Genomic DNA, 25,176 nt, shown 5'->3' with positions numbered 1-25,176 from the left:
CGCTCGTGCCAGCGAACAATCGAGCCGGGCTTGATGTACAGGAACAGATCCGTTACTTGACCGTCAAGCGAACTTGGTGCGAGCAACTTCGGCCAGTTGGTCGGCAGCGGCCTGGGCCTGATCTGGTGTTGCTGCTTCGACCATCACACGGATCAGCGGCTCGGTACCGCTGGGCCGGACGAGGACACGACCGGTGGCGCCAAGGTCGGCTTCGACAACGGCGATCTCGTCGGCGAGGCGCTCGGCGACGTCCGGGACGCGCTCACCGACACGAACGTTGACGAGTGATTGGGGAAGCGACGTCATGGCGTCGCTGGCAATGTCCGCGAGAGTGCGCTCAGAGCGCTTCACGATGTCGATCAAGGCGACTGCGGTCAGCAGCCCGTCCCCGGTGGTGGCATGGTCAGCAAAGATCACGTGGCCGCTCTGCTCGCCACCGAGGGAATGGCCGCCGGCACCGAGTGCCTCGAGCACGTAACGATCACCGACGCCGGTTTCGACGACGTTGATGCCCGCCACGTCCATCGCCAGCCGGAATCCGAGATTGGTCATCACGGTGACCACCACCGTGTCGTTGGCGAGTTGGCCTCGACCGCGGAGGTCCGCCGCGCAGATAGCGATGATGTGGTCACCGTCGACAACCGTGCCCGTGCCGTCGACAGCAATCAACCGGTCGGCATCACCATCGAGCGCCACGCCGAGATCGGCGCCGTGCTGAACCACCGCCGCTGCGACCAGCTCGGGGTGCGTGGCACCACAGCCATCATTGATGTTTCGACCGTCAGGGTCCGCAGCGATCACCACGACGTCGGCACCTGCGGCACGCAGCACGTCGGGAGCGATCGAACAGCCAGCGCCATTCGCCGCGTCGAGCACGACCTTGATGCCTGCGAGATCGCGCCCGTCGAGGAATGCCAATACGTGCGCCGAATAGGGCCCAGCATCGTCGTGCGTTCCGAGTCGGCCGGCTGAGCCAGTCGGATCACCCAACGATTCGAGCACTGACTCGATCCGTGCCTCGACATCGTCGGTCAGCTTGGTCCCACCGGGCGCAAACAGCTTGATGCCGTTGTCGCCATACGGGTTGTGGGACGCAGAGACCACTGCGCCCATAACGCCAAGGCGCTGCGCTTCGAAGGCGACCATTGGTGTCGTGGCGGTGCCAAGATCGATCACATCGACACCTTCGGCAGCGAAGCCCGCACCCAACGCCGCTCGCAACATCGGCGTTGACTCTCGAGTGTCACCACCGATGACGACGACATCGACGGGTTCGGACGCCACCGAGGAACTCGTGTCCAAACGCGAAAGAACCTGGGCCGCAGCGCGACCCAGGTTCAATGCGAATCCGGCAGTGAGTTCGGTATTGGCGACGCCACGGACGCCATCGGTCCCGAACTTCATCGTGCCCAGCCGAGCGCTAGCGCTTGGTGAACTGCGGTGCCTTACGAGCCTTCTTGAGGCCGTACTTCTTCGACTCCTTCTTACGAGAGTCACGAGTGAGAAGACCGGCGGACTTCAACGTGCCGCGGCTCTCAGGGTCGAGTTCGAGAAGCGACCGAGCAATGGCCATGCGCAGTGCGCCGGCCTGTCCGCTGATGCCGCCGCCGTGGATGCTGGCGCTGACGTCATAGGACTCGGTGGTCTCGGTCACGGTCAATGCCTCGGTGACGACCATCCGCGACGCGGCGGTCGGGAAGTACACGTCGAGTGCCTTGCCATTGATGCTGAACTGGCCCGTTCCGGGGCGCAGCGACGCACGTGCGACGGAGCGCTTGCGACGGCCGGTGGTCTGGGTGAGCGGTGCTGTTGCCATTGTGTGGTTCCTGTTTCTCAGCGACGCTTCGCGCCAGCGATTTCGAATGCCTTGGGCGACTGCGACCCATGCGGATGGTTGGAGCCCGCGTACACCTTCAGCTTGGTGAGCTGCTGGCGACCGAGGGGGCCCTTCGGGAGCATGCCACGCACCGAGCGACGAACGGCGTCGGCAGGCTTGCGAGCATGGAAGTGAGCGAACGACTCGCTCTTGATGCCGCCCGGGTAGCCCGAGTGGGTGTAGATCATCTGGCGCTCGGCCTTGTCGGAGGTCATGATGACCTTGTCGGCGTTGATGATGATCACATGGTCGCCGGTGTCGATGTGCGGCGCAAAGATCGTCTTGTGCTTCCCGCGCAGGAGACGAGCGACTTCGGTTGCCATGCGCCCGAGGACCATGCCTTCCGCGTCGATGACATGCCAGTCACGGGTGATTTCGCTTGCTTTAGGTGTGTAGGTGGCCATGGCCGAACTCGTCTCGTTGGAGATGTGGTTTCCGACTGCGTCTCGATTGCTCGATCACACAGCATCCAAGTGCAGGGCTCACACGCGTGGCGCGTCAACCTGCTCCAGGGAACCGTGCAATGATACGGCGCGCGACGAGACGCTCCAACGCCAGCGGTCAGATGCCGAGGGCAGACTGTCAGGCGTCGACCACCGCGTTGCTGGCGTCGACCACTTCGTCGACCCAGGTCACGACGCGATCCGCCATCGCGAGCGACGAATACTCGGCATCGACCCGCTGACGGCACATCGCCCGGTCGATCTGATCGATCCGCTCGACGGCGTCAGCCAAGGCGTCCACGTCATCGGCAGGCACCACAAAGCCGGTGACACCATCGACAACAATCTCTGCGGGCCCTCCGCGGTCGTAGGTCAGCACCGGCACACCTGTCGCCATGGCTTCGATCGCCACGTTGCCGAACGCCTCGACCCACTTCGGGGTCATCACGAGCGCGGCACAGCGACCGATCTCTGCCTGCAGCTCATCGGTTGGGAGAAAGCCGCGGTAGTCCAGTCGGGCGTCGGGATGATCGATCGCCACGCGGTGCCAATACGCCTCGTCCTGCATCATCCCCCACACTCGAACGACGCGTCCGGTGCGCGCCGAGAGCTCAGCGACGTCCTCGAGTCCCTTCTCCGGCGAGATTCGTCCGACGAAGCCAAGTGCCGCCTCAGCGTCAGGACGAGTCTGCAGGTCGTAGCGCTCGGTGACGATGCCGTTGCCGACGATACGGAACATGGCGGGGTCGGGGAATGTGTTCGCCTGCGCCATGCTGTGCGCAGCCAGTCGGCCTGAAAGTTCCAGCTCGACATCGGCCAGGGCGCTGTCCATCACATCGTTCAGGGAACCCATCGAAACGAGGTGCAGGACAGGCACCCGCATGAACGGCGTGAGGTACAGCGGCAGCCAGTCGTAGGCGAGGTTGATGACGGCGTCGAACTGGTCCTGAATATCTGACACGGTGCTCCACATCGCTGCGAGTACCGAGCCGCTGGGCATCTCGATCGGAGCGTCACGCGCTTGTGTCTGGCTGCTCACCTGCAGTGCACCCTTGACCTGGTGCACGCGTTCACCGACGTGGAGCGAACCCGCAGGCGCGACGACTTCGACATGGTGCCCTTGGAGGCCGAGTCCGTACACGAGATTGTGCAGCGTGAGTTCGACGCCGCCGCCAATTCCGGAGCCGAGTGGGCCGACCGGCGTCGATGCCAACAGAATCCGTCGTGGAGTCACGTCGAGTTCAACCCATCGAGACACCGGATATTCCCCCGAAGTACTGTCGGGACGGTCATGGCAACAGAAGATTCTGAAGATTCTGAAGATTCTCCTCAAGAACCGGCGGCAGCACGCCGATACCCCTCAGTGAGGCCTGTGGAGAACTCCATGCCGACTCCGACGGTCGATGCGCTCAGCGACCCGGTGATCGGTGTCGACCCTCAGGGAATTCTTCGCTACGGCAACGAACGAGCCATGGAAGTACTCGGTTGGGACACCAACATCTTGGGTACCTCGGTGCTCGATCTCATCCATCCGGATGACATGAACATCGTGGTGTCGTCGATGTCGACCGTCCTCGACAAGTCCTTCGGGCAGCTCCTCCGGATCCGAGCCCGCCACAGCCGCGGCATGTGGGTCCATCTCGAACTCCGTGGGTCGGTGCAGACCGTCGACGGAGATGACCTCATCGTGCTCGTCGCCCGCGACACCACGGACCGCCATCAACTCGACTTCGATCAGGGGGACGTGGATGTGTTGCGGTCGGTGATGGACAACATGCACGGCATGGTGGCGTTAATGACCGAAGACGGGCGAGTCCGTTCCATCAACGGCGCTGTGACGCGCCTCCTGGGTCACGATCCCGAGTTGATCCGCAACCAGCCGTTCGTCAAGTTCCTCCACGAGGACGACCGCGAGGAGATTCTCGACATTGTCCAGGCGCTCGCACCCGCCTCGACGGTGAACTTCGATGCTCGCCTGCGCGATGCCAACGGGACCCACCACGTGTGCGAGTTCACCGTCAACAACCTGCTCGACGATCCGATCGTCGGCAACTACATCGTCAGCGCACAGATCGCCACGTCGCTCGCCGATGCTCGCAACCTCGCCGACTTCTTGGCAGAGCACGACAACCGAACCGGGCTCCTCAACCGTGATGGGTTCATGCGAGCCGCTCGCGACCTCATGGCCGATGGCGGCGGTCTGGGACTCATGATTATCGACATCGTGCAGTTCCGCTCGATCAACGAGTTGTACGGCGAGCCGGTCGGTGACGCCGTGCTCACCGCCGTTGCCCAGCGCATCGGTCAGATCAGCTGGCCAGATCTCTTGACGGCGCGCTTTGGCGGCGACGAGTTCGTCATGGCAGTCCGATCATCAACCGAGGCATCGATCGCGATGTTGCGCGAGCGCGTCAGGCGCGATGTGGCCCGATCGATTGCAGTCGATGAGCACGAAGTCAACTTCGCCATCCGCACCGCAACGTCCTTTGAGGCCCAGCCCCAAGGCCTCGACTCGCTCCTCGTTCGCGCCTCCAACGAGTTGATGTCAATCAAGCGCAACGCTGACCCCGAGTCGGGCGGCATCTCCTTCGACGCGATCAACCAGCGCCGAGCCCAGCTCGACCAGCTGCGTGCTGCGCTGAACAACGGCGAGATCCAGCCGTTTTACCAGCCGATCGTCGACGTCGATGGCAATGTTCGGGCGGTCGAAGCGCTCGTGCGATGGGTGCACCCGGTCCGGGGCGTCCTCGGTGTCGGCGAAATCCTCCCACTTGCCCAGATGGCCGGCCTGGCGGAATCAGTCGACGAGCGAGTGCTCGAAATGGCGCTGGCATTCGCGGCACGGCTCGAGGCTGCCGGACACGGCACGGTCGAGGTTCATGTCAACGTCGATCCGAAGGTCATTGCGTCACCGGCGTTCGGGCCATCGTTTCTCGAGCGGTGCCAAACCGCCGGCACGAACCCGAGCCAGATGGTTGTTGAAATCACCGAAACCGATCTCTTGGCTCCCGGGGCCACCTCGTTGTCAAACATGGACAAGCTGCGGCGCGCGGGCACCCATGTGTCGATCGACGACTTCGGAACCGGTTATTCCAGCCTCGCTCACCTCCTCGAACTGCCCGTCGACGGCGTCAAGATCGACCGCCGCTTCGTTGCCGGCATCGACATCGATCCCGCTGCGACAAACTTGACAACGGCAATTCTCGGACTGAGCGACAGTCTCAAGCTGACGTGCGTCGCCGAAGGCGTGGAACAGCCGTACCAGCGGGACCGTTTGGCCGAGCGCGGGTGCAGCCTTTTCCAAGGCTGGCTCTTCGCCCCGGCAACGCATGGCGACGAAGTTCTCCAGATGCTGCCGCGCATCTCTCCCACCATCGACGACGACGCCCGCGCCCCATCCCCGTGAGCTGACGTCGGTTCGGCTGGGCATCGCCACGAACATTCCCACGGCGCCGAAGCACCGATGCTGTCCGGTCCTCACACCGCAGCGTCCCAGCGGGGGCCATCGAAACCGATGTGCCACAGCGTCAGCCCGGTCGGAGGCGCGACCTGCCCGGCGGCATTGCGGTCGCGTGCGGCAAGGATCGCCGGAATTTCGGCAGCGTCGATACGACCGAAGCCCACATCGACCAGCGTGCCGACGATACTGCGCACCATTTGATGGCAAAACGAAGATGCAGTGATCTCGAAGCGCACGAGTGCCGACGAATCGGGCCGACGCCAACGAGCATGGTGCAGCTCCCGCTGCAGACTGGGTTCGCCGTAACCCGGACCGGGCTTCGGCTTGCGACAGAACGACGAGAAGTCGTGGTTCCCGAGCAAGAAGCCCGCCGCTGTGTTCATCGGCTCGATGTCGACGGCCGGCCCGATGTGCCACGCGTGACGCGCGACGAGCGGGTTTGGTGACCGGTCGTTCCAGATGTCGTACCGGTACGTGCGCGATGTTGCCGAGAAGCGCGCGCTGAACGCATCGTCGACCCACGCCGGATCACGCACCGAGATCTCGGGCCGGAGCAACTGGTTGATGCTCGACATCAGCCGGTACAGATCGGTCTCGACCGGAAGACGACCGTTGACCACCTGACCCCAGCCGTGCACGCCGGCGTCAGTGCGCCCACCCAACACCAATTCGACAGGGCGCCGCACGACGCGTTCGATCGCCCCGCGCAGTTCGCCCTCGACGGTTCGTACGCCGTCGCTCTCCGCAAAGCCGCGGAAGTCGGTGCCGTCGTACGCGACGAGGAGCCGGACGTTCCGAAGCTGTTGCCCCGTCACACCCGGCTCCACGCCATCGGTCATTCGATTGTGCCCTGTGTCCGGGGCGGAACTCAGACGAGTTCGATGCGGGCCATCTCGGCGTTGTCGCCGTGACGTGTCCCCATCTTCAGGATCCGGGTGTAACCACCCGGACGTTCCATGTAGCGCGGGGCCACATCGTGGACCAGCTTGTAGGTCATCTCGCGGTCACCGAGGAACGCCTGGATCTGACGGATCCGGTGGACCTGCATCGGACCTTCCTCTTGGGCCTTCTTGGCCTTGGTGATCAGCTTCTCGGCGATCGGCCGAAGGTGCTTGGCCTTGGCTTCGGAAGTGGTGATGGCCTCGGCGGCGAAAAGCGACGCTGCGAGGTTGGCCATCATGAGGCGCTGGTGCGATGCGGAGCTACCGAAGCGGCGTGAGCGGCGGGGTGTAGGCATGATTCAGTCTGTCTTTCTTGATCGCAGCTGGGCTCAGCCGCGAAGCTGGAGGCCACGCTCGTCGAGCTTGGCCTTCACTTCATCGAGGCTCTTCTGGCCAAAGTTGGTGATGTTGAGTAGGTCGTCTTCGGTTTTCGTCAGCAGTTCGCCGACCGTGTTGACCTGGGCCCGCTTGAGGCAGTTGTTCGGACGCTCCGAGAGATCGAGGTCCTCGATCGGGAGGTCGAGGTCAGGCGAGCTGACCGTGGTGTCGACGACTTCGCCAAGCTCGAGGCCCTGCGGCTCGTCGGCCATCGACGCAACGAGCTCGGTCAGTGCCGTGAGCGTGGCGCCGGCCGAGGCAAGAGCGTCGCTCGGGGTGATCGAACCGTCAGTGTCGATCTCGATGACGAGGCGGTCATAGTTGGTGGCCTGCTCGACGCGAGTCGGCTCGACGGTGAAGGACACACGGCGGACCGGGCTGAAGATGGCATCAATCGGAATGACGCCGATCGTGCGATTGTCGTCTTCGCGGTTGCTCGAGACGTAGCCACGGCCTTGCTCGACGGTGAGGTCGATCGACAGGCGGCCCTTCGTGTTGAGCGTGGCGATGTGGAGTTCCTTGTTGAGGACCTCGACGTCAGCTGGGCACTCGATGTCGGCGCCGGTGACGTTCGCTGCACCACGAGCGTCGAGACGCATGGTGACGGCCTCGTCAGACTCGCAGGTGACCACGATGTCCTTGAGGTTCAAGATGATGTCGGTCACGTCTTCGGCAACGCCGCCGATCGTGCCGAACTCGTGGAGCGCCTCGTCGAAACGAACCGACGTGATTGCTGCGCCGGGGATCGACGACAACAGGGTGCGGCGCAAGGAGTTACCGAGCGTGTGACCGAAGCCGGGCTCGAGCGGTCCGACAGCAAATTGCTGCCGGTTGTTCGACTCTTCGCCGAGGGCTTCGATGGAGGGGCGCTGCATGACGAGCATTTGGTGCCGGGCCTTTCAACTGCTGTGTTCTGAGGATGCGAGACGGGTGACAGGACGTGGATGCCGGCGGACCGGCGGTGCGAGTGACTCAGACGCTGCTGAGGCCACTCCCGAGGGATTACTTCGAGTAGAGCTCGACGATGAGCGATTCGCGCACCGGGACGTCAATGTGCTCGCGCTCGGGGAGCGAACGCACCGTGACCTGCTTGCCACCGTCGCCGGCCTCGAGCCAGCCAACGAGGCTGCGGTCGAGAGTGTCGCGGTTGTGCTGGATGACGATCATCTTGTCAGCCTTCGGCGAGAGCGAAATCACCTGGCCGCGCTTGACGCGGTAGCTGGCGATATCGACGCGCTTGCCCTCGACCTGGATCAGGCCGTGGTTCACGAACTGGCGTGCCTGCGGGCGGGTCGAGGCCCAGCCGGCGCGGAACACAATGTTGTCGAGGCGGCGCTCAAGGAGCTGCAGCAAGATTTCACCCGTGGGGCCCTGCAGCTTGATGGCCTCTTCGTACGTCTTTTTAAATTGACGTTCGAGGACGCCATAGATGTACTTCGCCTTTTGCTTTTCCTGCATCTGGGCGAGGTACTCAGAAGAGTTGCCACGACGGCGGGTGCGCCCGTGCTGGCCGGGCGGGAAGGGGCGACGCTCAAGAGCGGTCCGACCCTTTTCGTTCTCGAAGATGTTGACGCTGAGGCGGCGCGAGATGCGCACCTTGGGTCCGGTGTAACGAGCCATTGTTCAGTGATCTCTCTTGCTCAGCCGCGCCGACGCTTGGGCAAGCGGCAGCCATTGTGGGGAACGGGGGTGACGTCCTTGATCGAGATGACCTCGATGCCGGTGTTCTGAATGGAACGGACGGCGGTGTCGCGGCCCGAGCCGGGACCCTTGACCTGGATCTCGGCGCGACGCAGGCCGTGTTCCTGTGCAGCGCGGGCAGCCTTTTCGGCGGCGAGCTGTGCAGCGAACGGCGTGCTCTTGCGGCTGCCTTTGAAGCCGACGGCGCCCGACGATGCCCAGGCAATGACATTGCCCTGCGGGTCGGTGATGGAGACAATGGTGTTGTTGAACGTGCTCTTGATATGCACGACACCAGTGTTGACGTTCTTGCGGTCGCGCTTGCGTGGGCGACGGGCTGCGGGTTGCTTGGCCATTACTTGCGAACTGCCTTCTTCTTGTTGGCCACCGTGCGCTTCGGCCCCTTACGGGTGCGAGCGTTGGTGTGGGTGCGCTGACCGCGAACGGGCAGGCCCTTGCGATGCCGGATGCCCTGGAGGCAGCCGATCTCGATCTTGCGCTTGATGTCGCCCTGCACGTCGCGGCGCAGGTCGCCTTCGATCTTCAGGTTCTGATCGATATACGAACGGATCTGATTGACCTCGTCCTCGGTCAGGTTGGAGACCTTGGTGTTGGGGTCCAAGGTCAGGTCAGCGCACATCTTCTGGCTGGTCGGCAGACCGACGCCGAAGATGTAGGTGAGCGAGATCTCCAACCGCTTCTCGCGGGGGATGTCGACGCCGGCAATACGTGCCATGAGTTACTTGCTCCTCAGCCTTGACGCTGTTTGTGACGGGGATTGGTACAGATGACCATGATGCGGCGGTGGCGACGAATCACCTTGCAGTTGTCGCACATTGCTTTGACGCTGGGTCGTACTTTCATGGTTCTCTCTACTTGTACCTATACGTGATACGGCCTCGGGTGAGGTCGTAGGGGGTGAGTTCAACCTGCACCTTGTCGCCGGGGAGAATACGGATGTAGTGCATCCGCATCTTTCCGGAGATGTGCGCCAGCACTTCATGGTCGTTTTCGAGCTTGACCTTGAACATGGCGTTCGGAAGGGATTCGAGGATCACGCCTTCGAGCACGATCGCATCTTCCTTTGGCTTTGGCAGGGGCTTCTCCTCTTCGATTCGTTTGCGATTCTGAGAGCAACGATTGGCCCAGCGTGTGGACCTGATCGTGGCTCATTTCGCAAGCTTGCGTGAGAGCACGCTTGCGCGGCCTGCTGAACAGACCGGCGAGCCATGCTAGCGGAGCATTTCGCGAACCCAAGCGCGAAATCCGCGTACTTTCCTGTGACCTGTGATAGTGCCGAGGTCCCGACTGGCCTGTCCGCGCTCGTTTGCGTCGGGATATTGGTGACCCGGTCCGCAAAATCTCGGACACAAACGCGTCTGCGGCGTTCAATCGAGCGGTGTAAAGATCGTCCCGCGCAGCAATCCCGTCACTGCGTCAACAGCTCGACGATGTTGTTCGGGTGACATGCCGACCGTCTCGGTCAAGCCCACGAGCACGGTCCGCACGAACTCGACCATCTCGGGCTTGTGTGCAGGCGCGATTTCGCCGGTTGACAGCCCCGCATCAACAATGTCGACGAAGAACTGCTCACGCGCCTCGGCGTAACGCGACAGCCGCTCGTCGATTTCTGGGTGACGGCGGGCATCGGTGCGCACTGCCCCAACGAAGCCGGCAAGCGACGGATCTTCGATGCCCATCTGATGCGCCGCTTCGAGCACTGCGGTCAGCTTGCCCAGGAAGGTGTCCGAGCTGACGACGGCGTCCTGGAAACGTCGGTAGATCGTGCGTTGCATGTCGCGGTCGACTTCGGCGTACAGGTCAAGCTTCGACTCGACATAGTGGTAGAGCGCTCCGGTGGTGATCCCGGCAGCGGACGCCACGTCCTTATTGGTCACGGCGCCGTAGCCACGCTCGGCGAAGAGGGCTCGAGCCGCTTCCAGGATGGCCTGCCGCGTGTCGGCCGAGTCGGTGGCGGGTGGACGACCGCGACGGCGACCGGACGACGGCTGGGGATCACCGATCTGGTCCACCGCTGCCATCTCCCGAGTATGACGGACGTCCCGGGCCCTGCCGTTACGGAGCGGACGGCGCCGACAGCGCGACAGACTCAGCGCGACAGACTCAGCTCCTCAGGTCATGGCGGCTGGGTCTGGTACACAGTCGTCGGGATGCTCGATGCACCACGGCGACTCGCCCGGCAGTCGACGACGATTCAGCGCGACCAGCCCATAGACCTGATCCAACAACCACGGGACCCCGGGCACGGCCCAAGCCCACATTGGCCATCGGGCCGACCGCCCAGTGGCGAGCGCCAGGGCGATTGCCCGGGCACCACCCACTTTCGTCCCGTCAGCAGTGACTGCCCACGCCGCCACGGCCGCCTCTTCCGCGGTGACGAGCGGTTGCGTGTCGAAACCAATCTGCTGAGACGCAACGATGTCGAGTCGCCGCTCGTCGGTCAGGCGCCGGATCCACCGGGCGCTACGCGTGCAGAAACCTCAATACCCATCAAAGACCAGGGTGGCGCGTTCCGGCCGACCCTCGGGAAGCTGGCCGAAGTCCATACAGCGTTCTAAATGCGGTTGGCTTCGACGGCTTTGACCATCCGAGCGAACACCGCATCGGGGTGGCCGACACCGTTAATGACTACCAGACGATTCTGATCGCTGTAGTGCTTGACCAATGGGAACGTCTGCTCCTCGTAGAGGTCCAGACGCCGGTTGACCGACTCAGGGGTGTCGTCCTCGCGCTGGAGCACGTCGCCGCCACACACATCACAGATCCACGGGCTCGGATCGTTGCCCGTGGCGGTGTAGTTGGTGCCGCAGTCACGGCAAACACGGCGCGCTGAGATGCGGTCGAGCACAATCTCGCGTGGAACGTTCAAGTCGAGCACGACATCGATCGGTCGGTGCTGCTCGTCGGTGATCTTGTCGAGTTCGATTGCCTGATCGAGTGTCCGCGGGAACCCGTCGAGGATGTACCCCCGCTGGCTCGCATCAGGTGCGTTGAGACGCTCGCGCACAATACCGATCATGATGTCATCGCCGACCAGACCACCGGCATCCATGACTTCTTTGGCCATGAGACCCAGCTCGGTCTCTTCGCGCACGGCGGCACGCAGCATGTCGCCGGTCGAGATATGCGGAACGACGAAGTGGCGCGACAGGCGAACACACTGTGTTCCCTTGCCGGCACCCTGACGGCCGAGAATGATGAGGCGAGCGCCCGGAATCATCTGGCGCCGCCTACTTCAAGAAGCCCTCGTAGTTACGCAGCGTGAGCTGGCTGTCGATCTGACGCATCAGTTCGAGTGCGACGCCGACCGAGATGAGCACGCTGGTACCGGCGAAGCCGAAGGAGTTGATATCAGCGGCGATCAGCAGCAGGTACGGCATGATGGCGATGATGGCCACAAAGACGGCGCCTGGCAGCGTGATGCGGTTGACGGCCTTGCCGAGGTAACGCTCGGTCTGCGGGCCAGGCCGGACGCCTGGGATAAAGCCACCCTGCTTGCGCAGCTGATCGGCCTGACGAATGGGGTCGAAGGCGATCGAGTTGTAGAAGTAGGCGAAGGCAATGATCATCAGCGCCAGGATCGTGATGTACACCATGTTCTGCGGGTTGACGATGTACTCGTCAACGAAGCTCTGAACGGAGGATCGCCAGCCACCTTCGGTACTGCCACCGAGCACATTCGACATGATCACCGGCAGGAGCAGGATTGACGAGGCGAAGATGATCGGGATGACGCCCGACTGGTTGACCTTCAACGGAATGTAGGTGTTCTGGCCGCCCATCATCCGACGGCCGACCACACGTTTAGCAAACTGAACGGGAATACGCCGCTGCCCAAGTTCGACGAACACCACCGCCACGATGATCCCCAAGGTGAGCAGCACCATCGCAACAAACCAGAAGGTCTTGTTGAGCTGGAGAATGCCCCAGAAACCACCCGGAAGCGATGCCACAACAGATGCGAAAATCACCATCGACATGCCGTTACCGATGCCGCGCTGGGAGATCAGCTCACCCATCCACATCAGCACCGCCGTACCGGCGACCAGGGTGGGAATGATCAGGTAACCGCGTGGCCACACGCCATCGGGCAGCAGTGGAACAGTCGGTGCAGCACTCGCTGCGGAGAAGAAGGCCGTACCGCGGCCCGTGCCGAAGATGAACACCAGTCCGGTGGCCTGCAGCGTGGCCAGCGCGACGGTGACGTAGCGGGTGTACTGCGTGATCTTGCGTTGCCCGACCGCGCCCTCTTGCTGCAGCTCTTCGAGCTTGGGGATGACAACGCCAAGCACCTGCATGATGATCGATGCAGTGATGTACGGCATGATGCCGAGCGCGAAGATCGAGAACGATTCAAAGGCCCCACCGGAGAACAGGTTGAGGAAACCGAGCGCTCCCTGCTGGTTCGCAGACTCCCGAAGCTGTTCGATGGCGATGCCATCGACGCCGGGAACGCGAATTGCCACACCAAGGCGGTAGATGATCACGATCATGATCACGAACAGCAGCTTGTTGCGAAGATCCGGGATCTTGAAGATGTTCGCGAGATTCGAAATCAAAGGAAGCGGCTCCCTGTCGAGGCGTGATCGCCGTGTCGAGCGTGGTGGAGTACGTGGTGGACACCCAGCGACCGCTGACCGTACCAGCGTGAGCAGGTGCTCAGGCGGGCACGACCAGGGTCGAGCGAATCCGGGTGATCAGCGGTTGGCGAACTGGTTGCCCTGCACTGCAGGACGACCGGCCTTGCCCTCTTCCATGAATGGAAGCGTGATCAGCGTGACCGAGCCACCAGCGGCCTCGATGGCCGAGACAGCAGCGGCCGATGCGCCGTGGGCATGCACGTTGACCTTGGCCGTGATCTCGCCGCGGGCGAGGATCTTGGCGAAGTCACCTTTGGTCAGCAGACCACTGGCAACCAGGTCGTCGAGCGTGATGTCGCTCTGACCGAGCGACTCGGCGAGGTCGTTGAGCGCGTGGAGGTTGATCGCCTGGTACTCGACGCGGAACGGGTTGTTGAACCCACTCAGCTTCGGCACACGCTGCTTGAGGGGAGTTTGACCACCCTCGAAACCGCGGGCAACTGTGTTGCGAGCGCGCTGGCCTTTGGAACCACGGCCGGCGGTCTTGCCGCCCTTGCCGCCGGTACCACGTGCTTTGCGCTTGGCGCTCTTATTCGACCCGGGTGCGGGTGCGAGGTCATGAACCTTCATGCTCAGCTCTCTTCCGTGACGTCTTCAGTAACGATGATGAGGTGCGGAACTCGGGCGATCATGCCGCGAATCTCCGGACGATCAGGAAGCGTGTTGGTGTTGCCGATCTTGCCCAAACCCAGTGCCCGCAGGGTGCCGCGGTGCTTGGGCTTGGTGCCGATGGCCGACTTGATCTGCTTGACGTGGAGCTCACTCATGATCCAGCTCCGGCGGCAGCAGGTGCCGGTGTGTCAGCAGCGACAGGCTTCTTGTTGCGCTCGTTGTACGCGTTGAGCAGACCCTTGGGGATGCACTCTTCGGGTGTCAAGCCGCGGCGGGCCGCGATCTCGTCGGGGCGCTGCAGGGACTTGAGACCCTGAATCGTCGCCCGAGCAACGTTGATGTGGTTGGCCGAGCCGAGCGACTTCGACAGTACGTCGTGCACGCCGGCTTCTTCGAGGATGACACGAGCAGCACCACCGGCGATGACACCGGTACCAGCCGCTGCGGGCTTCATCATGACGCGTCCGCCACCGGTGATACCGATGACCGGGTGAATGATGGTGGAGCCTGCCATCGGGACCTCGAAGAGGTTCCGACGTGCTTCTTCGGTGCCCTTCTGGATCGCCAGCGGCACTTCCTTGGCCTTGCCATAGCCAAGGCCGACCTTGCCGTTGCCGTCACCAATCACCACAAGTGCGGTGAAGGAGAAACGACGGCCGCCCTTGACGACCTTGGCGACGCGGTTGATGGTGATGACACGCGACTCGCGCAAGCCATCGGGGTCCTCGCGGCGGTTGTCGCCACGACCATCACGGTTGTTGTTTCCAAATGCCATCAGAACTCCAGTCCTGCTTCACGTGCGGCGGATGCGACGGCTGCGATGCGGCCGTGGAAGGCGAAACCGCCACGGTCGAAGACGACCATGTCGATGCCTGCGGCCTTGGCGCGCTCGCCGATGAGCTCACCGACCTTGGTCGCTGCTTCGACACTTGAACCCGAAGCCGAGCGCATGTCAGATTCGGTGGTCGAGGCAGCTGCCAGCGTGGTGCCGGCGTCGTCGTCGATGACCTGCACCGAGATGTGCTTGTTCGAGCGGAATACGGCCAAACGAGGACGTGCGGCGGTGCCGTGGACCTTTTTGCGGACCCGACGGTGGCGGCGGATGCGCCCCTGGCGGCGTTGCTGTGCGATCTTCGTCATGACTACTTCTTTCCGGCCTTGCCGGCCTTGCGCACGACGCGCTCACCGAGGTACCGAACGCCCTTGCCCTTGTACGGCTCTGGCTTGCGGATGCTGCGAATGTTGGCGGCGACTTGGCCGACGACCTCTTTGTCGATGCCCTTCACGATGACTTGCGTCTGTGCAGGGATGTCGAAGGTGATGCCCTCGGGCGCCTTGACGTCGACGGTGTGGCTGAAGCCGAGGCTGAGACGAATGTCCTTGCCCTGGGCCTCTGCACGGTAGCCAACGCCCACGATCTGGAGTTCCTTCGTGAACCCCTCGGTGACGCCGATGACCATGTTGTTGACGAGGCTGCGGGTGAGACCGTGCATTGCCTTCGTCTTGTTCTCATCGTTCGGGCGCTCACACGTCAGCGTGTCGCCTTCCTGAGAGATGATGATGTTGCCAGGGATCACTCGAGCGAGTTCGCCCTTGGGACCCTTGACCGTGATGCGGCCTGCAGCGACGGTGACGTCGACGCCTGCCGGGACGGTGATAGTGGCTTTGCCAATACGGGACATGTGTTGCTCCTACTTTCCCGGGTTCACCAGACGTAGCAAAGGACTTCGCCGCCGACCTTGCGCTTGCGCGCTTCACGGTCGGTCATGAGCCCTTGGCTGGTGGACAGGACAGCGACACCCAGGCCACCGAGCACGCGAGGTACGTCGGTGGAGCCGCGGTAGACGCGGAGTCCGGGAGTCGAAATACGGCGCAAGCCCATGATCGTGCGATCACGCTCTTCGCTGTACTTCATGTGGATGGTGAGCACTTCGCCGACACCACGCGGCGAGGGCGCCGTTTCGTAGTCGGTGATGTAGCCCTCGCTCTTGAGGACTGCGGCGAGTGCGACCTTCTGCTTCGACGACGGCATGGGAACCTCGTCGTGCTTTGCGGTGTTCGCGTTACGAACACGGGTCAGCATGTCTGCGATGGGATCTGTCAGCATGGGGTACTCCTCACCAGCTCGACTTCGTCAGGCCGGGGATCTCGCCGGCGTGTGCGAGCTCTCGCAGACACACACGGCAGAGGCCGAACTTGCGGTAGACGGAACGGGCACGACCGCAGCGCTTGCAGCGGGTGTAGGCGCGAACCTTGAACTTCGGCTTTGCGTTTGCCTTGTTAATCAGTGCTTTTTTGGCCATGGTTCAGCTCACTTGCTCTTCTGGCCGCCGTAAGCGGGGCCCTTGCGACGCTTCTTGCGTGGCTCATTGTCGGCGTCGGCGCCCTTCTTGAAGGGGAAGCCATACGCCTCGAGCAGCGCCTTGCCGGCGTCGTTGCTCTTGGCGGTCGTGACGATGGTGATATCCATGCCACGGGGATGGTCGGCGCGGTCGGGATCGATCTCGGCGAACATTGTTTGTTCCGTGAGACCGAACGTGTAGTTGCCATTGCCGTCCCAGCTGTGTGCCGGCAGGCCGCGGAAGTCGCGGATACGAGGAATGGCCACCGAGATAAGGCGGTCGAGGAACTCCCACATCCGATCGCCACGAAGGGTCACCTTCGTGCCGATGGCTTGCCCCTCACGGAGCTTGAAGTTGGCGATCGACTTGCTGGCCTTCGTGATGATCGGCTTCTGGCCCGAGATCACGGTGAGGTCAGCAACGGCAGCTTCGATCAACGACGGCTGACCGGCAGCGCGGCCGACACCCATGTTGATCACAATCTTCTCAAGACGAGGGACATCCATGACGTTCTCGATGCCCAGGCCCTCTTTGAGAGCGGCGGCGATCTCGTCGTTGTAACGCACCTTCAGGCGCGGAATTTCAGCTGTCTCAGCCATCAGACTTCGTCTCCACTCGGACGGGCGATACGCACCTTGGTGCCATCGTCTTTCATTTTGTAACCGAGACGCACCGTCCGACCGCCGTGCACGAACATCACGTTCGAAGCGTCGAAGGGGAGGTCCTTCTCGATAATGCCGCCCTGCTCGTTTGCACGGCTGGGCTTGCTGTGCTTCGACGCCGTGTTGACGCCGTGCACGATGATCTTGTTGGACTTCGGGAAGACCTGGTCGACCTCGCCCTGCTTGCCCTTGTCTTTGCCGGTGACAACCTCAACGGTGTCGCCCTTGCGGAGTTTCATCACAACACCTCCGGTGCCAGTGAGACGATGCGCATGAACTTGCGGTCACGCAACTCACGGCCAACGGGGCCGAAGATGCGAGTACCACGCGGTGTCATGTCATCTTTGATCAGAACCGCAGCGTTCTCGTCGAAACGGATATAGCTGCCATCGGGACGGCGCTTTTCTTTCTTGGTCCGGACGACGACGCACTTGACGACTTCGCCCTTCTTGACAGCTGCACCGGGCATCGCGTCCTTGACCGTGGCGACGAACACGTCGCCGATCGAGGCGTAGCGACGGCGAGTACCACCGAGGACCTTGATACAGAGAACTTCTTTGGCGCCGCTGTTGTCGGCAACGCGAAGTCGAGATTCCTGTTGAATCATTTTGCACGCTCCAACACATCGGTGACACGCCAGCGCTTCTTCTTGCTGAGCGCACGGGTTTCCATGACACGAACCTTGTCGCCAATGTTGACGTCGTTGGTCTCGTCATGGGCGTACAACTTGGTGGTCTGCAGGATCATCTTGTTGTACTTGGCATGCGGAACACGACTGACAACGGCCACTACTGCGGTCTTGTCCATCTTGTTCGACACCACGGTGCCTTCGCGTACCTTGCGAGCGCTGCGGTCAGCAGCCTCTTCGGTTGTTGTTGTTTCGTCAGCCATGCTCAGTTCCCTGCCTCGGCCGCTGCGATTTCTTTCGAGCGGATCAGCGTGTTGATGCGGGCGATCTGCTTGCGGACCTTGCCCATTTCGGCGGTGTTCTCAAGCTGACCGGTTGCGTTGCGGAAGCGGAGATTCAGGGCTTCCTGCTTGGTGGCAGTGAGCTCCTCGATGAGTTCACCCATCGACAACTCCGCCAGATCGTTCTTCTTGCCAGCCATCAGATCGGCTCCTCACGGGTGATGATCCTGCACGCGATCGGCAGTTTCTGAATCGCCTTGTTGAGAGCCAACTTGGCGGTCTCTTCGTCCGGATAGGACAGTTCGAACATCGTGCGTCCAGGCTTCACGACTGCAACCCAAAACTCGGGGTTGCCCTTGCCGGAACCCATGCGGGTCTCGGCTGGCTTCTTCGTGACCGGCTTGTCCGGGAAGATGTTGATCCAGACTTTGCCACCGCGCTTGATGGCGCGGGTCATGGCAATACGAGCGGCCTCGATCTGGCGGGCGGAGATCCAACCCGGCTCGAGAGCCTGAATGCCGTATTCACCGAAGTGCAGCCCGGATCCACCCTTGGTGAGACCCTTGGTGCGACCTCTGTGGTGCTTACGGTGTGCGACCTTGCGGGGCATCAACATGGTGCTGCTCCCTTCCTCAATCCGAGCCGCGCATGCGCGGCCCCTCGTTGGTCTCGCCGGCGGCGGTGCGCTTGGCGATGGCTTCTTCTTCGTCGAGCAACTTCTCGAGTTCTGGATCGGCTTCCTTGACCAGCGGCTGGGCCTCCGGAGCGGGAGCGGCCGTCTCGACCTTGGGGCCAGCGGAGCTGACAACCTTGCGCGGCAGCGGTGCCGGGCCTGAAGTCTCACCGACGGCCATCGCAGCTTCGCGCTGGATCTTGTCGTCGTTGGTCAACTTGTACGGCGTGATGTCACCCTTGTAAATCCACACCTTGACGCCGACTCGGCCGGAGGTGGTCTTGGCTTCACGCATGCCGTAGTCGATGTCGGCTCGGAGCGTGTGCAACGGCACACGACCTTCGCGGTACCACTCGGTGCGGCTCATCTCGGCGCCGCCGAGACGTCCCGAACACTGGACACGAATGCCGAGGGCGCCGGCGCGCTGTGCGTTCTGCACGGCACGCTTCATGGCACGACGGAAAGCGATGCGGTTGACCAGTTGGTCGGCAACGCCCTGTGCAATGAGTGCTGCGTCGAGTTCGGGGTTCTTGATCTCGACGATGTTGAGCTGGATCTTGCCGTTGCCGGTGATCTTGGTGATCATCTGGCGAAGCTCGTCAGCCTGGGCGCCACGACGACCGATCACGATGCCCGGGCGGGCAGTGTGCACGTCGACACGGAGCTTGTCACGAGTGCGCTCGATCTCGATGCGGCTGATTGCGGCCGACTCGAGGAGCGTCATGATCTCTTGGCGGATGGTCCAGTCTTCGGTGAGGTACTGCTTGTACTCACGCTCACTGAACCAACGCGACTTCCAGTCGGTGGTGACTCCGAGACGGAATCCGTACGGATTGATCTTCTGACCCATCAGTTCTCCTCCGCCTCGTCAGCGGCCGTGTCGCTTGCTTGATTTGCAGCAGGGGCTGCTTCGGCTTCTGCCGCTTCTTCGGTGTCATCGGCCGTGGCGCCGGGCTTCGAGAAGCCTGCAGCAACGGCTGATTCTTCGGTGTCGAACCACACTTCGGCCTTGGTGGCCTTGTAGTAACGGCTGTCCGGTGTGTGGAACAGCATCGACTGGGCGTTGCCCTTGATCTCGTAACCCTCAGGCGCTTCACCGTCGTCGGTGGCATCGACTGAGCCGTCCCAGATCGCAACGGATGCTGCGTCGGAGGAAGTCTCTTCGACCACCTCGTCAGCGGTCTGCTCGGTGCTCTCTTCGACGGCGTCGTCCTTCGCACGGCTGCGAGCAACACGATCACGGCGGCTCGTGGCGGCGGGACGACCGCTGCCGGCACCCTGACGTTCGGCACGGGCCTGAATGATCGCAATGCGATCGTCGCTCATGCGGGCCACAATGATCGTGACGTGACAGGTGCGCTTGAGGATGCGCGACGCCCGGCCACGAGCACGAGGCTTGAAGCGCTTGAGCGTCGGACCCTCATCAGCGAAGCAGGCGATGATGTAGAGCTCGTCGGCATCCTGATTGTCGTTGTTGACCGCGTTCGCGACGGCCGAGGCGAGCAGCTTGCGCACCGGGATCGCCGTGTGGCGCTCGGTGAGCTGCAGGACCTGGTCGGCCGACTTGACGTCGAGGCCACGAACCAGATCGAGCACTACACGGATCTTTGATGCCGAGGTGCGGACGTACTTGGCGGTGGCCTTCGTGCCGGAGCGTTCTCCGGCGACGTAGGACTTCTCGTTGAGCTTGGGGCCGGTCATTAGCGACGTGCTCCTCGTTCTTGACCCGCGTGGAACTTGAAGGTGCGGGTGGGGCTGAACTCACCGAGCTTGTGACCGACCATCGACTCGGTGACATACACCGGGACGTGCTTGCGACCGTCGTGGACGGCAAGCGTGTGGCCGACCATGTCGGGAATGATGGTCGAGCGGCGCGACCAGGTCTTGATGACCTTGCGTTCGCCGGCTTCGTTCTGGGCGTCGATCTTCTTGAGCAAATGCTCGTCGACGAATGGGCCCTTTTTGAGACTGCGTGTCATGTGTCTGTACTTCTTTCTCAAGCAGCCGCAATCAGCGGCGGCCACGTCCTGAACGACGACGACGGATGATGAGGTCCTGGCTGGCCTTCTTCTTGTTGCGAGTGCGGCTCTCGGGCTTACCCCAGGGCGACACGGCAGGACGACCACCGGAGGTGCGGCCTTCGCCACCACCGAGGGGGTGATCGACCGGGTTCATCGCAACACCGCGAGTCTGAGGCTTGACGCCCTTCCAGCGGTTGCGGCCGGCCTTACCGATTTTGATCAGTTCGTGCTCTGCGTTACCGACTTCGCCGACAGTTGCACGGCAGTCGATGAGCACTCGACGCATCTCGGTGGATGGCATGCGCAGCGTGGCGTGATCGCCGTCTTTGGCGACAAGCTGCACGGAAATCCCGGCCGAACGGCCGATCTTGCCGCCCTGGCCGGGACGCAACTCGACGTTGTGGACGGTCGTACCGACGGGCACGTAGCGGAGCGGCATGGCGTTGCCAGGCTTGATGTCAGAGCCTTGACCGGAGACCACGTGATCGCCGACGTTCAGCCCGCGGGGAGCAAGGATGTACGCCTTTTCGCCGTCTGCGTAGTGCAGAAGCGCAATACGGCAGGTGCGGTTGGGGTCATACTCGATGGCAGCGACCTTGGCGGTCACACCGTCTTTGATGCGCTTGAAGTCGATGATGCGGTACTGCTGCTTGTGACCGCCACCACGGTGGCGGCTGGTCTTGCGGCCGTAACTGTTTCGACCACCGGTGCGGCTCTTCGGAGCGAGCAGCGACTTCTCCGGCGTCGTCTTGGTGACGTCGCTGAAGTCCGAGCTCGTCTGGAAGCGACGACCGGGTGATGTGGGCTTGCGTGAACGAATGGCCATGATGCGCTCAGTTCTCGAACAACGGGATTTCGCCCGCTGCCAGGGTGACGATGGCCCGCTTTTGGCTGGGCTTCTGTCCGACTCGGTTAGTACCGCGGGTGCGCTTGCGCTTGCCCTTGCGGTTCAGGGTGTTGACCTTGAGCACTTCGACGCCCCAGATGCTCTCGACCGCGTCGCGGATCTCAGGCTTGGAGGCCGACTTGTGAACTTCGAAGGTGTAGACACCGGTTTCGATGAGCGCGTAGCTCTTCTCGCTCACGATCGGAGCAATGATGATGTCGCGGGGATCCTTCATCAGGCTTCCTCACTCTCTTCTGCGGTGTCGGCGTCTGCCGCGTCGTCGGCTGCCTTCGGCTTGGCAGCGGCCTTCTTGGCCGGCGCCTTCTTGGCTGCAGCTTTCTTGGCTGCTGGCTTGTCAGCCGGTGCTACTTCGGCAGGCGCCTCGGCGGCAACGGCCGATCCGTCGGCTGCGGGGACGACGTCCTTGCTGAACACGATCCAGTCGTTGCACAGCACGTCGTAGGTGTTGAGCTCGCCGGGGCTGATGACCTGCACGTGCGTCAGGTTGCGGAAGCTCAAGGCAGCGTTGGCGTCGTCGCGGCCGATCACCACGAGCACAGTGCCCGAGATGTCGAGCGCCGCGAGCAGTGCCTTGGCGTCCTTGGTCTTCGGCGTATCGATGCCGTAGCTGTCGACGACGATGACCTTGCCTTCGGTGGCCCGGTCGGACAGTGCCGAGCGGAGGGCCGCCTTGATCATTTTCTTCGGGGTCTTCTGGCTGTAGCTGCGGGGCTTGGGAGCCAGCGCAACGCCACCACCGGAGAAGTGCGGTGCACGGATCGAGCCCTGTCGAGCGTTGCCAGTGCCCTTCTGGGCGTACGGCTTGCGACCGCCACCACGGACCTCGGCCCGAGTCTTGGCGCTCTGCGTGCCAGCACGACGTGCTGCAAGCTGGGCCGTGACGACTTGGTGCATGAGCGGCACGTTCGGCTCGATGCCGAAGATGGCGTCATCGAGGTCGACCGAGCCGGCGTCCTGTCCGGAGGCGTTCTTGAGTGTCAGTGATGCCATGTCAGGAAACCTTTCCAGCGAACTTGACTGCGTTGCGGACGATGACCACACCGCCGGCGGGGCCGGGAACGGCGCCCTTGATCAGCAAGATGTTGCGCTCGGCGTCGGTCTGCACGACCTCGAGGTTTTGCGTGGTGACTTGCTCGTGACCCATGTGGCCAGCCATTTTCATGCCCTTGAAGACACGAGCGGGGAAGGCACACTGGCCGATGGCGCCAGGCTTGCGGTGGTTCTTGTGCGCACCGTGCGAGGCAGGTGCACCCTTGAAGTTGTGACGCTTCATCACACCGGCAAAGCCTTTGCCTCGGCTCGTTGCCGTGACATCAACCTTCATGCCGGCAGCAATCTGCTCGACAGTGAGTTCCTGGCCGACTTCGAAGCCGTCGACGGAGTCGAGGCGGAGTTCCACGAGGCGCTTGCCCGGCTCGACGCCGGCCTTCTCAAAGTGGCCCGCAGCAGGCTTATTCAGCTTGCTGGCCTTCTTCGATCCGTAGGTCACCTGCAAAGCGGTGTACCCGTCGCGTTCATTGGTCTTGATCTGCACGATGCGCATGGGGTCAACACGAAGCATCGTGACGGGGACGACTTTGTCGTCCACCCACGTCTGCGTCATGCCGACCTTTTCGCCGACGATCGCTTGTTGTGCCATTTCCGGCAGCCTTTCCGTTGTCCAAGCCCGCCGACCGGTGTCGGGGGCTCTCCACGCAAATGCTCCGAACACCAATCTGTCCCTGCGAGGCAGGAGCAGCGAGGTGCACGGAGCACGATTCTTTGGGTTTGCTGAGCGGTTCCGGCTCCCATCTACGGGGAAGGCCTACTCAGACATCGATTCTCTGTGGACGAGATTCCTCTCGTTCACGGCCATGCAATGCTAGGGCCGGGCCAACGCGAACCCAACTCGCGTGTTCACGCGGATTGCACGCAGATCGCGTGACTCGCGCCACACGCGAGCCCAAACGGCACATTTCGCGTCGACTCTGCTCACAGCAGTCGGCACGCCCACCGCGCCAGGGGCCACGCCGGCGGTCATGACTCCGGTCCTCACTGCGAGGAGCCGGCATTGATGAGCTGGTCGACCGGAGCGAAGTCGTCCGTGAGGATGGTGGCACCGTCGATGAACGCCGCAAAGTCGGCAACAAGCTCGCCGGGGTCGGCCGCGTCAATGCGCAGCTGGTCGAACGCGGCCGGATCAAGGTACGAATCGCTCGCAACGATCACCGAGTTGCCGCGCCGACCTGCAGCGATCCCCTCCCCGCGCATTACGACCACGTGATCGAAGACGCGAGCAAGCGTGGCTGCCTCGGCCGCCAGGAACTGCTGCCCACCACCGTCAATGATGTTGGCCGCATACACACCTCCGGGACGCAGCACCCGGTCAATCTCGACCATGAACTCTTCGGTCGCGAGGTGAAACGGCACCGACCGGCTACCAAAGGCGTCACCAATCACGATGTCGGCACTGTCGTCGGCGACATTGCGCAGGGAGAGGCGCGCGTCACCGACCACAATGTCGATGGGCTCCGGAACATCACGGTCAAGGCCCATTTGATTCTCGACGACCTCGATCAGTTCACCGTCGATCTCGAACACCGTCTGAGCCGTACCTGGCGCAACGGCACGCACATATCGAGGAATCGTCAACGCTCCCCCGCCGAGATACACGATGTCGTCCGCCGCGGGTGCCGATGCAATGGCATCCACGAGGCGCCGGACGTACCAAAACGAGAGCACCGTGGGATCGTCAGTGTCGACGGAACTGTGGCGGAGGTCGTCGAGCACCAGCACCTGCTGACTGGCATCGTCGGCGTCTTCCACCACCGCGAGGCAGTAGTAGCTGGTTTGTGTCTCACATGGTGAATCGATCGTCAGGACCCCGAGGAGCGACATCGCTGCAAGTCCGGCAACACTCATCAGCTCGGTGGTTTGTGCCGCTGGTGACGCCGTCGCCGACCCCGCAAACACAGCCATGGCGACTCCGCCGAGCATCAGCAGCAACCCGGTGCTGACGATCAAGGTCGACACCCCTGCTGTTGCGACCAGGATGAAACCCGTGAAGAAGGTGCCAAAGATGGCGCCGGCCGTACTCCAGGCCGACAGCTGACCCACGGTGGAGCCGGTCTCGTCGAGGTCGCGCAGCTGCAGCTTGATCACTGCGGGCGGGACGGCGCTCAGGACCGTGGCCGACGGCAGAAAACCGAACGCGCTCAGAATGAGGATCATCGGGCCACCGCCGCCTGAACTGCCGCTCCCGATCACACGGACGACGGGAATGGTGGTGATCGCCAATGCGCCGCCAAGCATCAAGAGCACCGGAAGGAGCCGCCGCGGGTCGACGCGATCGGCGAGCACACCGCCAGCCCACGCACCGACAGCAATGCCGGCAAGGATCGTGCCGATGATCCCGGTGTAGGTCTCGAGGCTCACGCCCACGTACGGCGCAAGCAGTCGGCTCGCGAGGATCTCGAGCACCAACACCGCCGCGGATGTCCCGAACACGAGGGCGACCGCCAGCCATGCGGAAAGCGCAGGGCTGGTCAACGGCAGAGTTGCGTCAGGCCGATCGACGTCGGTGGCGTTCGAAGTCACGGCCAAGAGGGTAGGTCTGCCTGCGCCCGATCCGA

At 62.8% G+C, this 25,176-nt stretch carries 35 protein-coding genes and 3 pseudogenes; 1 reads left to right on the top strand and 37 read right to left on the bottom strand.

Annotated elements, in window-relative coordinates; all coding sequences use genetic code 11:
• Window positions 1-63: 63 nt before the first annotated feature.
• The 4 genes from glmM to ACH2DW_RS03170 all read right to left on the bottom strand — a co-directional run bounded on the left by glmM (window position 64) and on the right by ACH2DW_RS03170 (window position 3,553).
• Window positions 64-1,404, bottom strand: a complete 1,341-nt coding sequence (glmM, locus tag ACH2DW_RS03185) for a phosphoglucosamine mutase (RefSeq protein WP_394928261.1) — start codon at window positions 1,402-1,404, stop codon at window positions 64-66.
• A gap of 16 nt (window positions 1,405-1,420) precedes the next feature.
• A complete protein-coding gene (gene rpsI, locus ACH2DW_RS03180; RefSeq protein ID WP_394928260.1) occupies window positions 1,421-1,816 on the bottom strand; it encodes a 30S ribosomal protein S9 in 396 nt (131 codons plus the stop codon).
• Window positions 1,817-1,833: 17 nt separating this feature from the next.
• Window positions 1,834-2,280, bottom strand: coding sequence for a 50S ribosomal protein L13 (gene rplM, locus ACH2DW_RS03175; protein WP_394928259.1), 447 nt, complete (start codon window positions 2,278-2,280; stop codon window positions 1,834-1,836).
• A gap of 178 nt (window positions 2,281-2,458) precedes the next feature.
• The gene (locus ACH2DW_RS03170; RefSeq protein ID WP_394928258.1) at window positions 2,459-3,553 is read right to left on the bottom strand and encodes a glycosyltransferase; all 1,095 of its coding nucleotides are present in this window, start codon (window positions 3,551-3,553) and stop codon (window positions 2,459-2,461) included.
• Window positions 3,554-3,703: 150 nt separating this feature from the next.
• On the opposite strand from ACH2DW_RS03170, the gene ACH2DW_RS03165 reads away from it, so the two are divergent.
• Entirely contained in the window at window positions 3,704-5,725 is a 2,022-nt protein-coding gene (locus ACH2DW_RS03165; RefSeq protein WP_394928257.1) for a putative bifunctional diguanylate cyclase/phosphodiesterase, read from the top strand.
• Between the two features lie 71 nt (window positions 5,726-5,796).
• On the opposite strand, the gene truA is transcribed toward ACH2DW_RS03165, so the two are convergent.
• The 33 genes and pseudogenes from truA to ACH2DW_RS03000 all read right to left on the bottom strand — a co-directional run bounded on the left by truA (window position 5,797) and on the right by ACH2DW_RS03000 (window position 25,141).
• A complete protein-coding gene (gene truA / locus ACH2DW_RS03160; RefSeq protein ID WP_394928256.1) occupies window positions 5,797-6,618 on the bottom strand; it encodes a tRNA pseudouridine(38-40) synthase TruA in 822 nt (273 codons plus the stop codon).
• 32 nt (window positions 6,619-6,650) lie between these two features.
• A pseudogene (gene rplQ, locus ACH2DW_RS03155) lies at window positions 6,651-7,016 on the bottom strand (50S ribosomal protein L17); the annotation flags it as partial.
• Between the two features lie 33 nt (window positions 7,017-7,049).
• On the bottom strand, window positions 7,050-7,973 hold the full coding sequence (locus ACH2DW_RS03150; protein ID WP_394928255.1) for a DNA-directed RNA polymerase subunit alpha: 924 nt from the start codon (window positions 7,971-7,973) through the stop codon (window positions 7,050-7,052).
• Window positions 7,974-8,100: 127 nt separating this feature from the next.
• Entirely contained in the window at window positions 8,101-8,718 is a 618-nt protein-coding gene (gene rpsD / locus ACH2DW_RS03145) for a 30S ribosomal protein S4 (RefSeq protein ID WP_394928254.1), read from the bottom strand.
• Window positions 8,719-8,738: 20 nt separating this feature from the next.
• Window positions 8,739-9,134 (bottom strand): 30S ribosomal protein S11, encoded by a 396-nt coding sequence (gene rpsK / locus ACH2DW_RS03140; protein ID WP_394928253.1) that lies wholly within the window; start codon window positions 9,132-9,134, stop codon window positions 8,739-8,741.
• Window positions 9,134-9,514 (bottom strand): 30S ribosomal protein S13, encoded by a 381-nt coding sequence (gene rpsM / locus ACH2DW_RS03135; RefSeq protein WP_394928252.1) that lies wholly within the window; start codon window positions 9,512-9,514, stop codon window positions 9,134-9,136. Before rpsM ends, rpsK begins: the two co-directional genes overlap by 1 nt.
• A 14-nt stretch (window positions 9,515-9,528) precedes the next feature.
• Window positions 9,529-9,642, bottom strand: a complete 114-nt coding sequence (gene rpmJ / locus ACH2DW_RS03130; protein WP_394928251.1) for a 50S ribosomal protein L36 — start codon at window positions 9,640-9,642, stop codon at window positions 9,529-9,531.
• An 8-nt stretch (window positions 9,643-9,650) separates the two neighbouring features.
• The gene (gene infA / locus ACH2DW_RS03125; RefSeq protein WP_394928274.1) at window positions 9,651-9,875 is read right to left on the bottom strand and encodes a translation initiation factor IF-1; all 225 of its coding nucleotides are present in this window, start codon (window positions 9,873-9,875) and stop codon (window positions 9,651-9,653) included.
• A 291-nt stretch (window positions 9,876-10,166) separates the two neighbouring features.
• Window positions 10,167-10,820 (bottom strand): TetR/AcrR family transcriptional regulator, encoded by a 654-nt coding sequence (locus ACH2DW_RS03120; RefSeq protein WP_394928250.1) that lies wholly within the window; start codon window positions 10,818-10,820, stop codon window positions 10,167-10,169.
• A 90-nt stretch (window positions 10,821-10,910) separates the two neighbouring features.
• A pseudogene (locus tag ACH2DW_RS03115) lies at window positions 10,911-11,264 on the bottom strand (DCC1-like thiol-disulfide oxidoreductase family protein); the annotation flags it as partial.
• Between the two features lie 89 nt (window positions 11,265-11,353).
• Entirely contained in the window at window positions 11,354-12,019 is a 666-nt protein-coding gene (locus ACH2DW_RS03110; protein ID WP_394928249.1) for an adenylate kinase, read from the bottom strand.
• Window positions 12,020-12,029: 10 nt separating this feature from the next.
• Window positions 12,030-13,358: a preprotein translocase subunit SecY gene (gene secY / locus ACH2DW_RS03105; protein WP_394928248.1), complete on the bottom strand. Its 1,329-nt coding sequence runs from the start codon at window positions 13,356-13,358 to the stop codon at window positions 12,030-12,032.
• A 138-nt stretch (window positions 13,359-13,496) separates the two neighbouring features.
• A complete protein-coding gene (gene rplO, locus ACH2DW_RS03100) occupies window positions 13,497-14,009 on the bottom strand; it encodes a 50S ribosomal protein L15 (protein WP_394928247.1) in 513 nt (170 codons plus the stop codon).
• A 2-nt stretch (window positions 14,010-14,011) separates the two neighbouring features.
• Window positions 14,012-14,206: a 50S ribosomal protein L30 gene (rpmD, locus tag ACH2DW_RS03095; protein ID WP_394928246.1), complete on the bottom strand. Its 195-nt coding sequence runs from the start codon at window positions 14,204-14,206 to the stop codon at window positions 14,012-14,014.
• Entirely contained in the window at window positions 14,203-14,826 is a 624-nt protein-coding gene (gene rpsE / locus ACH2DW_RS03090; protein WP_394928245.1) for a 30S ribosomal protein S5, read from the bottom strand. The genes rpmD and rpsE overlap by 4 nt, the downstream gene beginning before the upstream one ends.
• Window positions 14,826-15,191: a 50S ribosomal protein L18 gene (rplR, locus tag ACH2DW_RS03085; protein ID WP_394928244.1), complete on the bottom strand. Its 366-nt coding sequence runs from the start codon at window positions 15,189-15,191 to the stop codon at window positions 14,826-14,828. Before rplR ends, rpsE begins: the two co-directional genes overlap by 1 nt.
• A gap of 2 nt (window positions 15,192-15,193) precedes the next feature.
• A complete protein-coding gene (gene rplF, locus ACH2DW_RS03080; protein WP_394928243.1) occupies window positions 15,194-15,733 on the bottom strand; it encodes a 50S ribosomal protein L6 in 540 nt (179 codons plus the stop codon).
• Window positions 15,734-15,756: 23 nt separating this feature from the next.
• Complete coding sequence (rpsH, locus tag ACH2DW_RS03075; RefSeq protein ID WP_394928242.1) at window positions 15,757-16,158, bottom strand: 30S ribosomal protein S8; 402 nt, start codon at window positions 16,156-16,158, stop codon at window positions 15,757-15,759.
• Window positions 16,159-16,168: 10 nt separating this feature from the next.
• Complete coding sequence (locus ACH2DW_RS03070) at window positions 16,169-16,354, bottom strand: type Z 30S ribosomal protein S14 (RefSeq protein ID WP_394928241.1); 186 nt, start codon at window positions 16,352-16,354, stop codon at window positions 16,169-16,171.
• Between the two features lie 8 nt (window positions 16,355-16,362).
• Window positions 16,363-16,992, bottom strand: coding sequence for a 50S ribosomal protein L5 (gene rplE, locus ACH2DW_RS03065; protein WP_394928240.1), 630 nt, complete (start codon window positions 16,990-16,992; stop codon window positions 16,363-16,365).
• Window positions 16,992-17,294 carry a 50S ribosomal protein L24 gene (gene rplX, locus ACH2DW_RS03060; RefSeq protein ID WP_394928239.1) on the bottom strand — a complete coding sequence of 101 codons (303 nt, stop codon included), beginning with the start codon at window positions 17,292-17,294 and terminating at the stop codon, window positions 16,992-16,994. Before rplX ends, rplE begins: the two co-directional genes overlap by 1 nt.
• Window positions 17,294-17,662, bottom strand: a complete 369-nt coding sequence (gene rplN, locus ACH2DW_RS03055) for a 50S ribosomal protein L14 (protein ID WP_394928238.1) — start codon at window positions 17,660-17,662, stop codon at window positions 17,294-17,296. Before rplN ends, rplX begins: the two co-directional genes overlap by 1 nt.
• Window positions 17,659-17,946, bottom strand: a complete 288-nt coding sequence (gene rpsQ / locus ACH2DW_RS03050; protein ID WP_394928237.1) for a 30S ribosomal protein S17 — start codon at window positions 17,944-17,946, stop codon at window positions 17,659-17,661. Before rpsQ ends, rplN begins: the two co-directional genes overlap by 4 nt.
• A 2-nt stretch (window positions 17,947-17,948) precedes the next feature.
• Window positions 17,949-18,164: a 50S ribosomal protein L29 gene (rpmC, locus tag ACH2DW_RS03045; RefSeq protein ID WP_394928236.1), complete on the bottom strand. Its 216-nt coding sequence runs from the start codon at window positions 18,162-18,164 to the stop codon at window positions 17,949-17,951.
• Window positions 18,164-18,580, bottom strand: a complete 417-nt coding sequence (gene rplP, locus ACH2DW_RS03040; protein ID WP_394928235.1) for a 50S ribosomal protein L16 — start codon at window positions 18,578-18,580, stop codon at window positions 18,164-18,166. Before rplP ends, rpmC begins: the two co-directional genes overlap by 1 nt.
• 16 nt (window positions 18,581-18,596) lie before the next feature.
• Window positions 18,597-19,487, bottom strand: a complete 891-nt coding sequence (gene rpsC / locus ACH2DW_RS03035; RefSeq protein WP_394928234.1) for a 30S ribosomal protein S3 — start codon at window positions 19,485-19,487, stop codon at window positions 18,597-18,599.
• Between the two features lie 482 nt (window positions 19,488-19,969).
• Window positions 19,970-20,338, bottom strand: a pseudogene (gene rplV / locus ACH2DW_RS03030) (50S ribosomal protein L22); the annotation flags it as partial.
• Window positions 20,338-20,616 carry a 30S ribosomal protein S19 gene (gene rpsS / locus ACH2DW_RS03025; RefSeq protein ID WP_394928233.1) on the bottom strand — a complete coding sequence of 93 codons (279 nt, stop codon included), beginning with the start codon at window positions 20,614-20,616 and terminating at the stop codon, window positions 20,338-20,340. The pseudogene rplV and the gene rpsS, both read right to left, overlap by 1 nt.
• A 31-nt stretch (window positions 20,617-20,647) precedes the next feature.
• A complete protein-coding gene (gene rplB, locus ACH2DW_RS03020) occupies window positions 20,648-21,484 on the bottom strand; it encodes a 50S ribosomal protein L2 (protein ID WP_394928232.1) in 837 nt (278 codons plus the stop codon).
• Between the two features lie 7 nt (window positions 21,485-21,491).
• On the bottom strand, window positions 21,492-21,779 hold the full coding sequence (gene rplW / locus ACH2DW_RS03015; protein ID WP_394928231.1) for a 50S ribosomal protein L23: 288 nt from the start codon (window positions 21,777-21,779) through the stop codon (window positions 21,492-21,494).
• Window positions 21,779-22,555, bottom strand: a complete 777-nt coding sequence (rplD, locus tag ACH2DW_RS03010) for a 50S ribosomal protein L4 (RefSeq protein ID WP_394928230.1) — start codon at window positions 22,553-22,555, stop codon at window positions 21,779-21,781. The genes rplW and rplD overlap by 1 nt, the downstream gene beginning before the upstream one ends.
• 1 nt (window position 22,556) lies before the next feature.
• The gene (gene rplC / locus ACH2DW_RS03005; protein ID WP_394928229.1) at window positions 22,557-23,204 is read right to left on the bottom strand and encodes a 50S ribosomal protein L3; all 648 of its coding nucleotides are present in this window, start codon (window positions 23,202-23,204) and stop codon (window positions 22,557-22,559) included.
• 392 nt (window positions 23,205-23,596) lie between these two features.
• On the bottom strand, window positions 23,597-25,141 hold the full coding sequence (locus ACH2DW_RS03000; RefSeq protein ID WP_394928228.1) for a fused MFS/spermidine synthase: 1,545 nt from the start codon (window positions 25,139-25,141) through the stop codon (window positions 23,597-23,599).
• Between the last annotated feature and the right edge of the window lie 35 nt (window positions 25,142-25,176).

The sequence above is a fragment of the uncultured Ilumatobacter sp. genome (assembly GCF_963980585.1).
Taxonomy (GTDB): domain Bacteria; phylum Actinomycetota; class Acidimicrobiia; order Acidimicrobiales; family Ilumatobacteraceae; genus Ilumatobacter_A.
The sequence above is the reverse complement of the archived record's forward strand: the minus strand, read 5'-3'. Positions and strand labels throughout refer to the sequence as shown.

Bases quoted from the DNA above. Each gene is read 5' to 3' on its own strand.
- ACH2DW_RS03110 (WP_394928249.1), bottom strand. From the start codon at position 12,019: ATGATTCCGGGCGCTCGCCTCATCATTCTCGGCCGTCAGGGTGCCGGC.
- rplE (WP_394928240.1), bottom strand. From the start codon at position 16,992: ATGGCTGAGACAGCTGAAATTCCGCGCCTGAAGGTGCGTTACAACGAC.
- ACH2DW_RS03150 (WP_394928255.1), bottom strand. From the start codon at position 7,973: ATGCAGCGCCCCTCCATCGAAGCCCTCGGCGAAGAGTCGAACAACCGG.
- rpsI (WP_394928260.1), bottom strand. From the start codon at position 1,816: ATGGCAACAGCACCGCTCACCCAGACCACCGGCCGTCGCAAGCGCTCC.
- rpmD (WP_394928246.1), bottom strand. From the start codon at position 14,206: ATGAGTGAGCTCCACGTCAAGCAGATCAAGTCGGCCATCGGCACCAAG.
- rpsS (WP_394928233.1), bottom strand. From the start codon at position 20,616: ATGACACGCAGTCTCAAAAAGGGCCCATTCGTCGACGAGCATTTGCTC.
- rplM (WP_394928259.1), bottom strand. From the start codon at position 2,280: ATGGCCACCTACACACCTAAAGCAAGCGAAATCACCCGTGACTGGCAT.
- rplD (WP_394928230.1), bottom strand. From the start codon at position 22,555: ATGGCATCACTGACACTCAAGAACGCCTCCGGACAGGACGCCGGCTCG.
- rpsH (WP_394928242.1), bottom strand. From the start codon at position 16,158: ATGCTGACAGATCCCATCGCAGACATGCTGACCCGTGTTCGTAACGCG.
- truA (WP_394928256.1), bottom strand. From the start codon at position 6,618: ATGACCGATGGCGTGGAGCCGGGTGTGACGGGGCAACAGCTTCGGAAC.
- rpmC (WP_394928236.1), bottom strand. From the start codon at position 18,164: ATGGCTGGCAAGAAGAACGATCTGGCGGAGTTGTCGATGGGTGAACTC.
- rplN (WP_394928238.1), bottom strand. From the start codon at position 17,662: ATGATTCAACAGGAATCTCGACTTCGCGTTGCCGACAACAGCGGCGCC.
- rplF (WP_394928243.1), bottom strand. From the start codon at position 15,733: ATGTCCCGTATTGGCAAAGCCACTATCACCGTCCCGGCAGGCGTCGAC.
- rpsQ (WP_394928237.1), bottom strand. From the start codon at position 17,946: ATGGCTGACGAAACAACAACAACCGAAGAGGCTGCTGACCGCAGCGCT.
- ACH2DW_RS03165 (WP_394928257.1), top strand. From the start codon at position 3,704: ATGCCGACTCCGACGGTCGATGCGCTCAGCGACCCGGTGATCGGTGTC.
- rplO (WP_394928247.1), bottom strand. From the start codon at position 14,009: ATGAAGGTTCATGACCTCGCACCCGCACCCGGGTCGAATAAGAGCGCC.
- rpsC (WP_394928234.1), bottom strand. From the start codon at position 19,487: ATGGGTCAGAAGATCAATCCGTACGGATTCCGTCTCGGAGTCACCACC.
- rpsM (WP_394928252.1), bottom strand. From the start codon at position 9,514: ATGGCACGTATTGCCGGCGTCGACATCCCCCGCGAGAAGCGGTTGGAG.
- rpsK (WP_394928253.1), bottom strand. From the start codon at position 9,134: ATGGCCAAGCAACCCGCAGCCCGTCGCCCACGCAAGCGCGACCGCAAG.
- rplC (WP_394928229.1), bottom strand. From the start codon at position 23,204: ATGGCACAACAAGCGATCGTCGGCGAAAAGGTCGGCATGACGCAGACG.
- rpmJ (WP_394928251.1), bottom strand. From the start codon at position 9,642: ATGAAAGTACGACCCAGCGTCAAAGCAATGTGCGACAACTGCAAGGTG.
- rplX (WP_394928239.1), bottom strand. From the start codon at position 17,294: ATGAAACTCCGCAAGGGCGACACCGTTGAGGTTGTCACCGGCAAAGAC.
- ACH2DW_RS03120 (WP_394928250.1), bottom strand. From the start codon at position 10,820: ATGGCAGCGGTGGACCAGATCGGTGATCCCCAGCCGTCGTCCGGTCGC.
- rpsE (WP_394928245.1), bottom strand. From the start codon at position 14,826: ATGGCATTTGGAAACAACAACCGTGATGGTCGTGGCGACAACCGCCGC.
- rplP (WP_394928235.1), bottom strand. From the start codon at position 18,580: ATGTTGATGCCCCGCAAGGTCGCACACCGTAAGCACCACAGAGGTCGC.
- rpsD (WP_394928254.1), bottom strand. From the start codon at position 8,718: ATGGCTCGTTACACCGGACCCAAGGTGCGCATCTCGCGCCGCCTCAGC.
- rplB (WP_394928232.1), bottom strand. From the start codon at position 21,484: ATGGCCATTCGTTCACGCAAGCCCACATCACCCGGTCGTCGCTTCCAG.
- glmM (WP_394928261.1), bottom strand. From the start codon at position 1,404: ATGAAGTTCGGGACCGATGGCGTCCGTGGCGTCGCCAATACCGAACTC.
- ACH2DW_RS03070 (WP_394928241.1), bottom strand. From the start codon at position 16,354: ATGGCCAAAAAAGCACTGATTAACAAGGCAAACGCAAAGCCGAAGTTC.
- rplR (WP_394928244.1), bottom strand. From the start codon at position 15,191: ATGACGAAGATCGCACAGCAACGCCGCCAGGGGCGCATCCGCCGCCAC.
- rplW (WP_394928231.1), bottom strand. From the start codon at position 21,779: ATGAAGGATCCCCGCGACATCATCATTGCTCCGATCGTGAGCGAGAAG.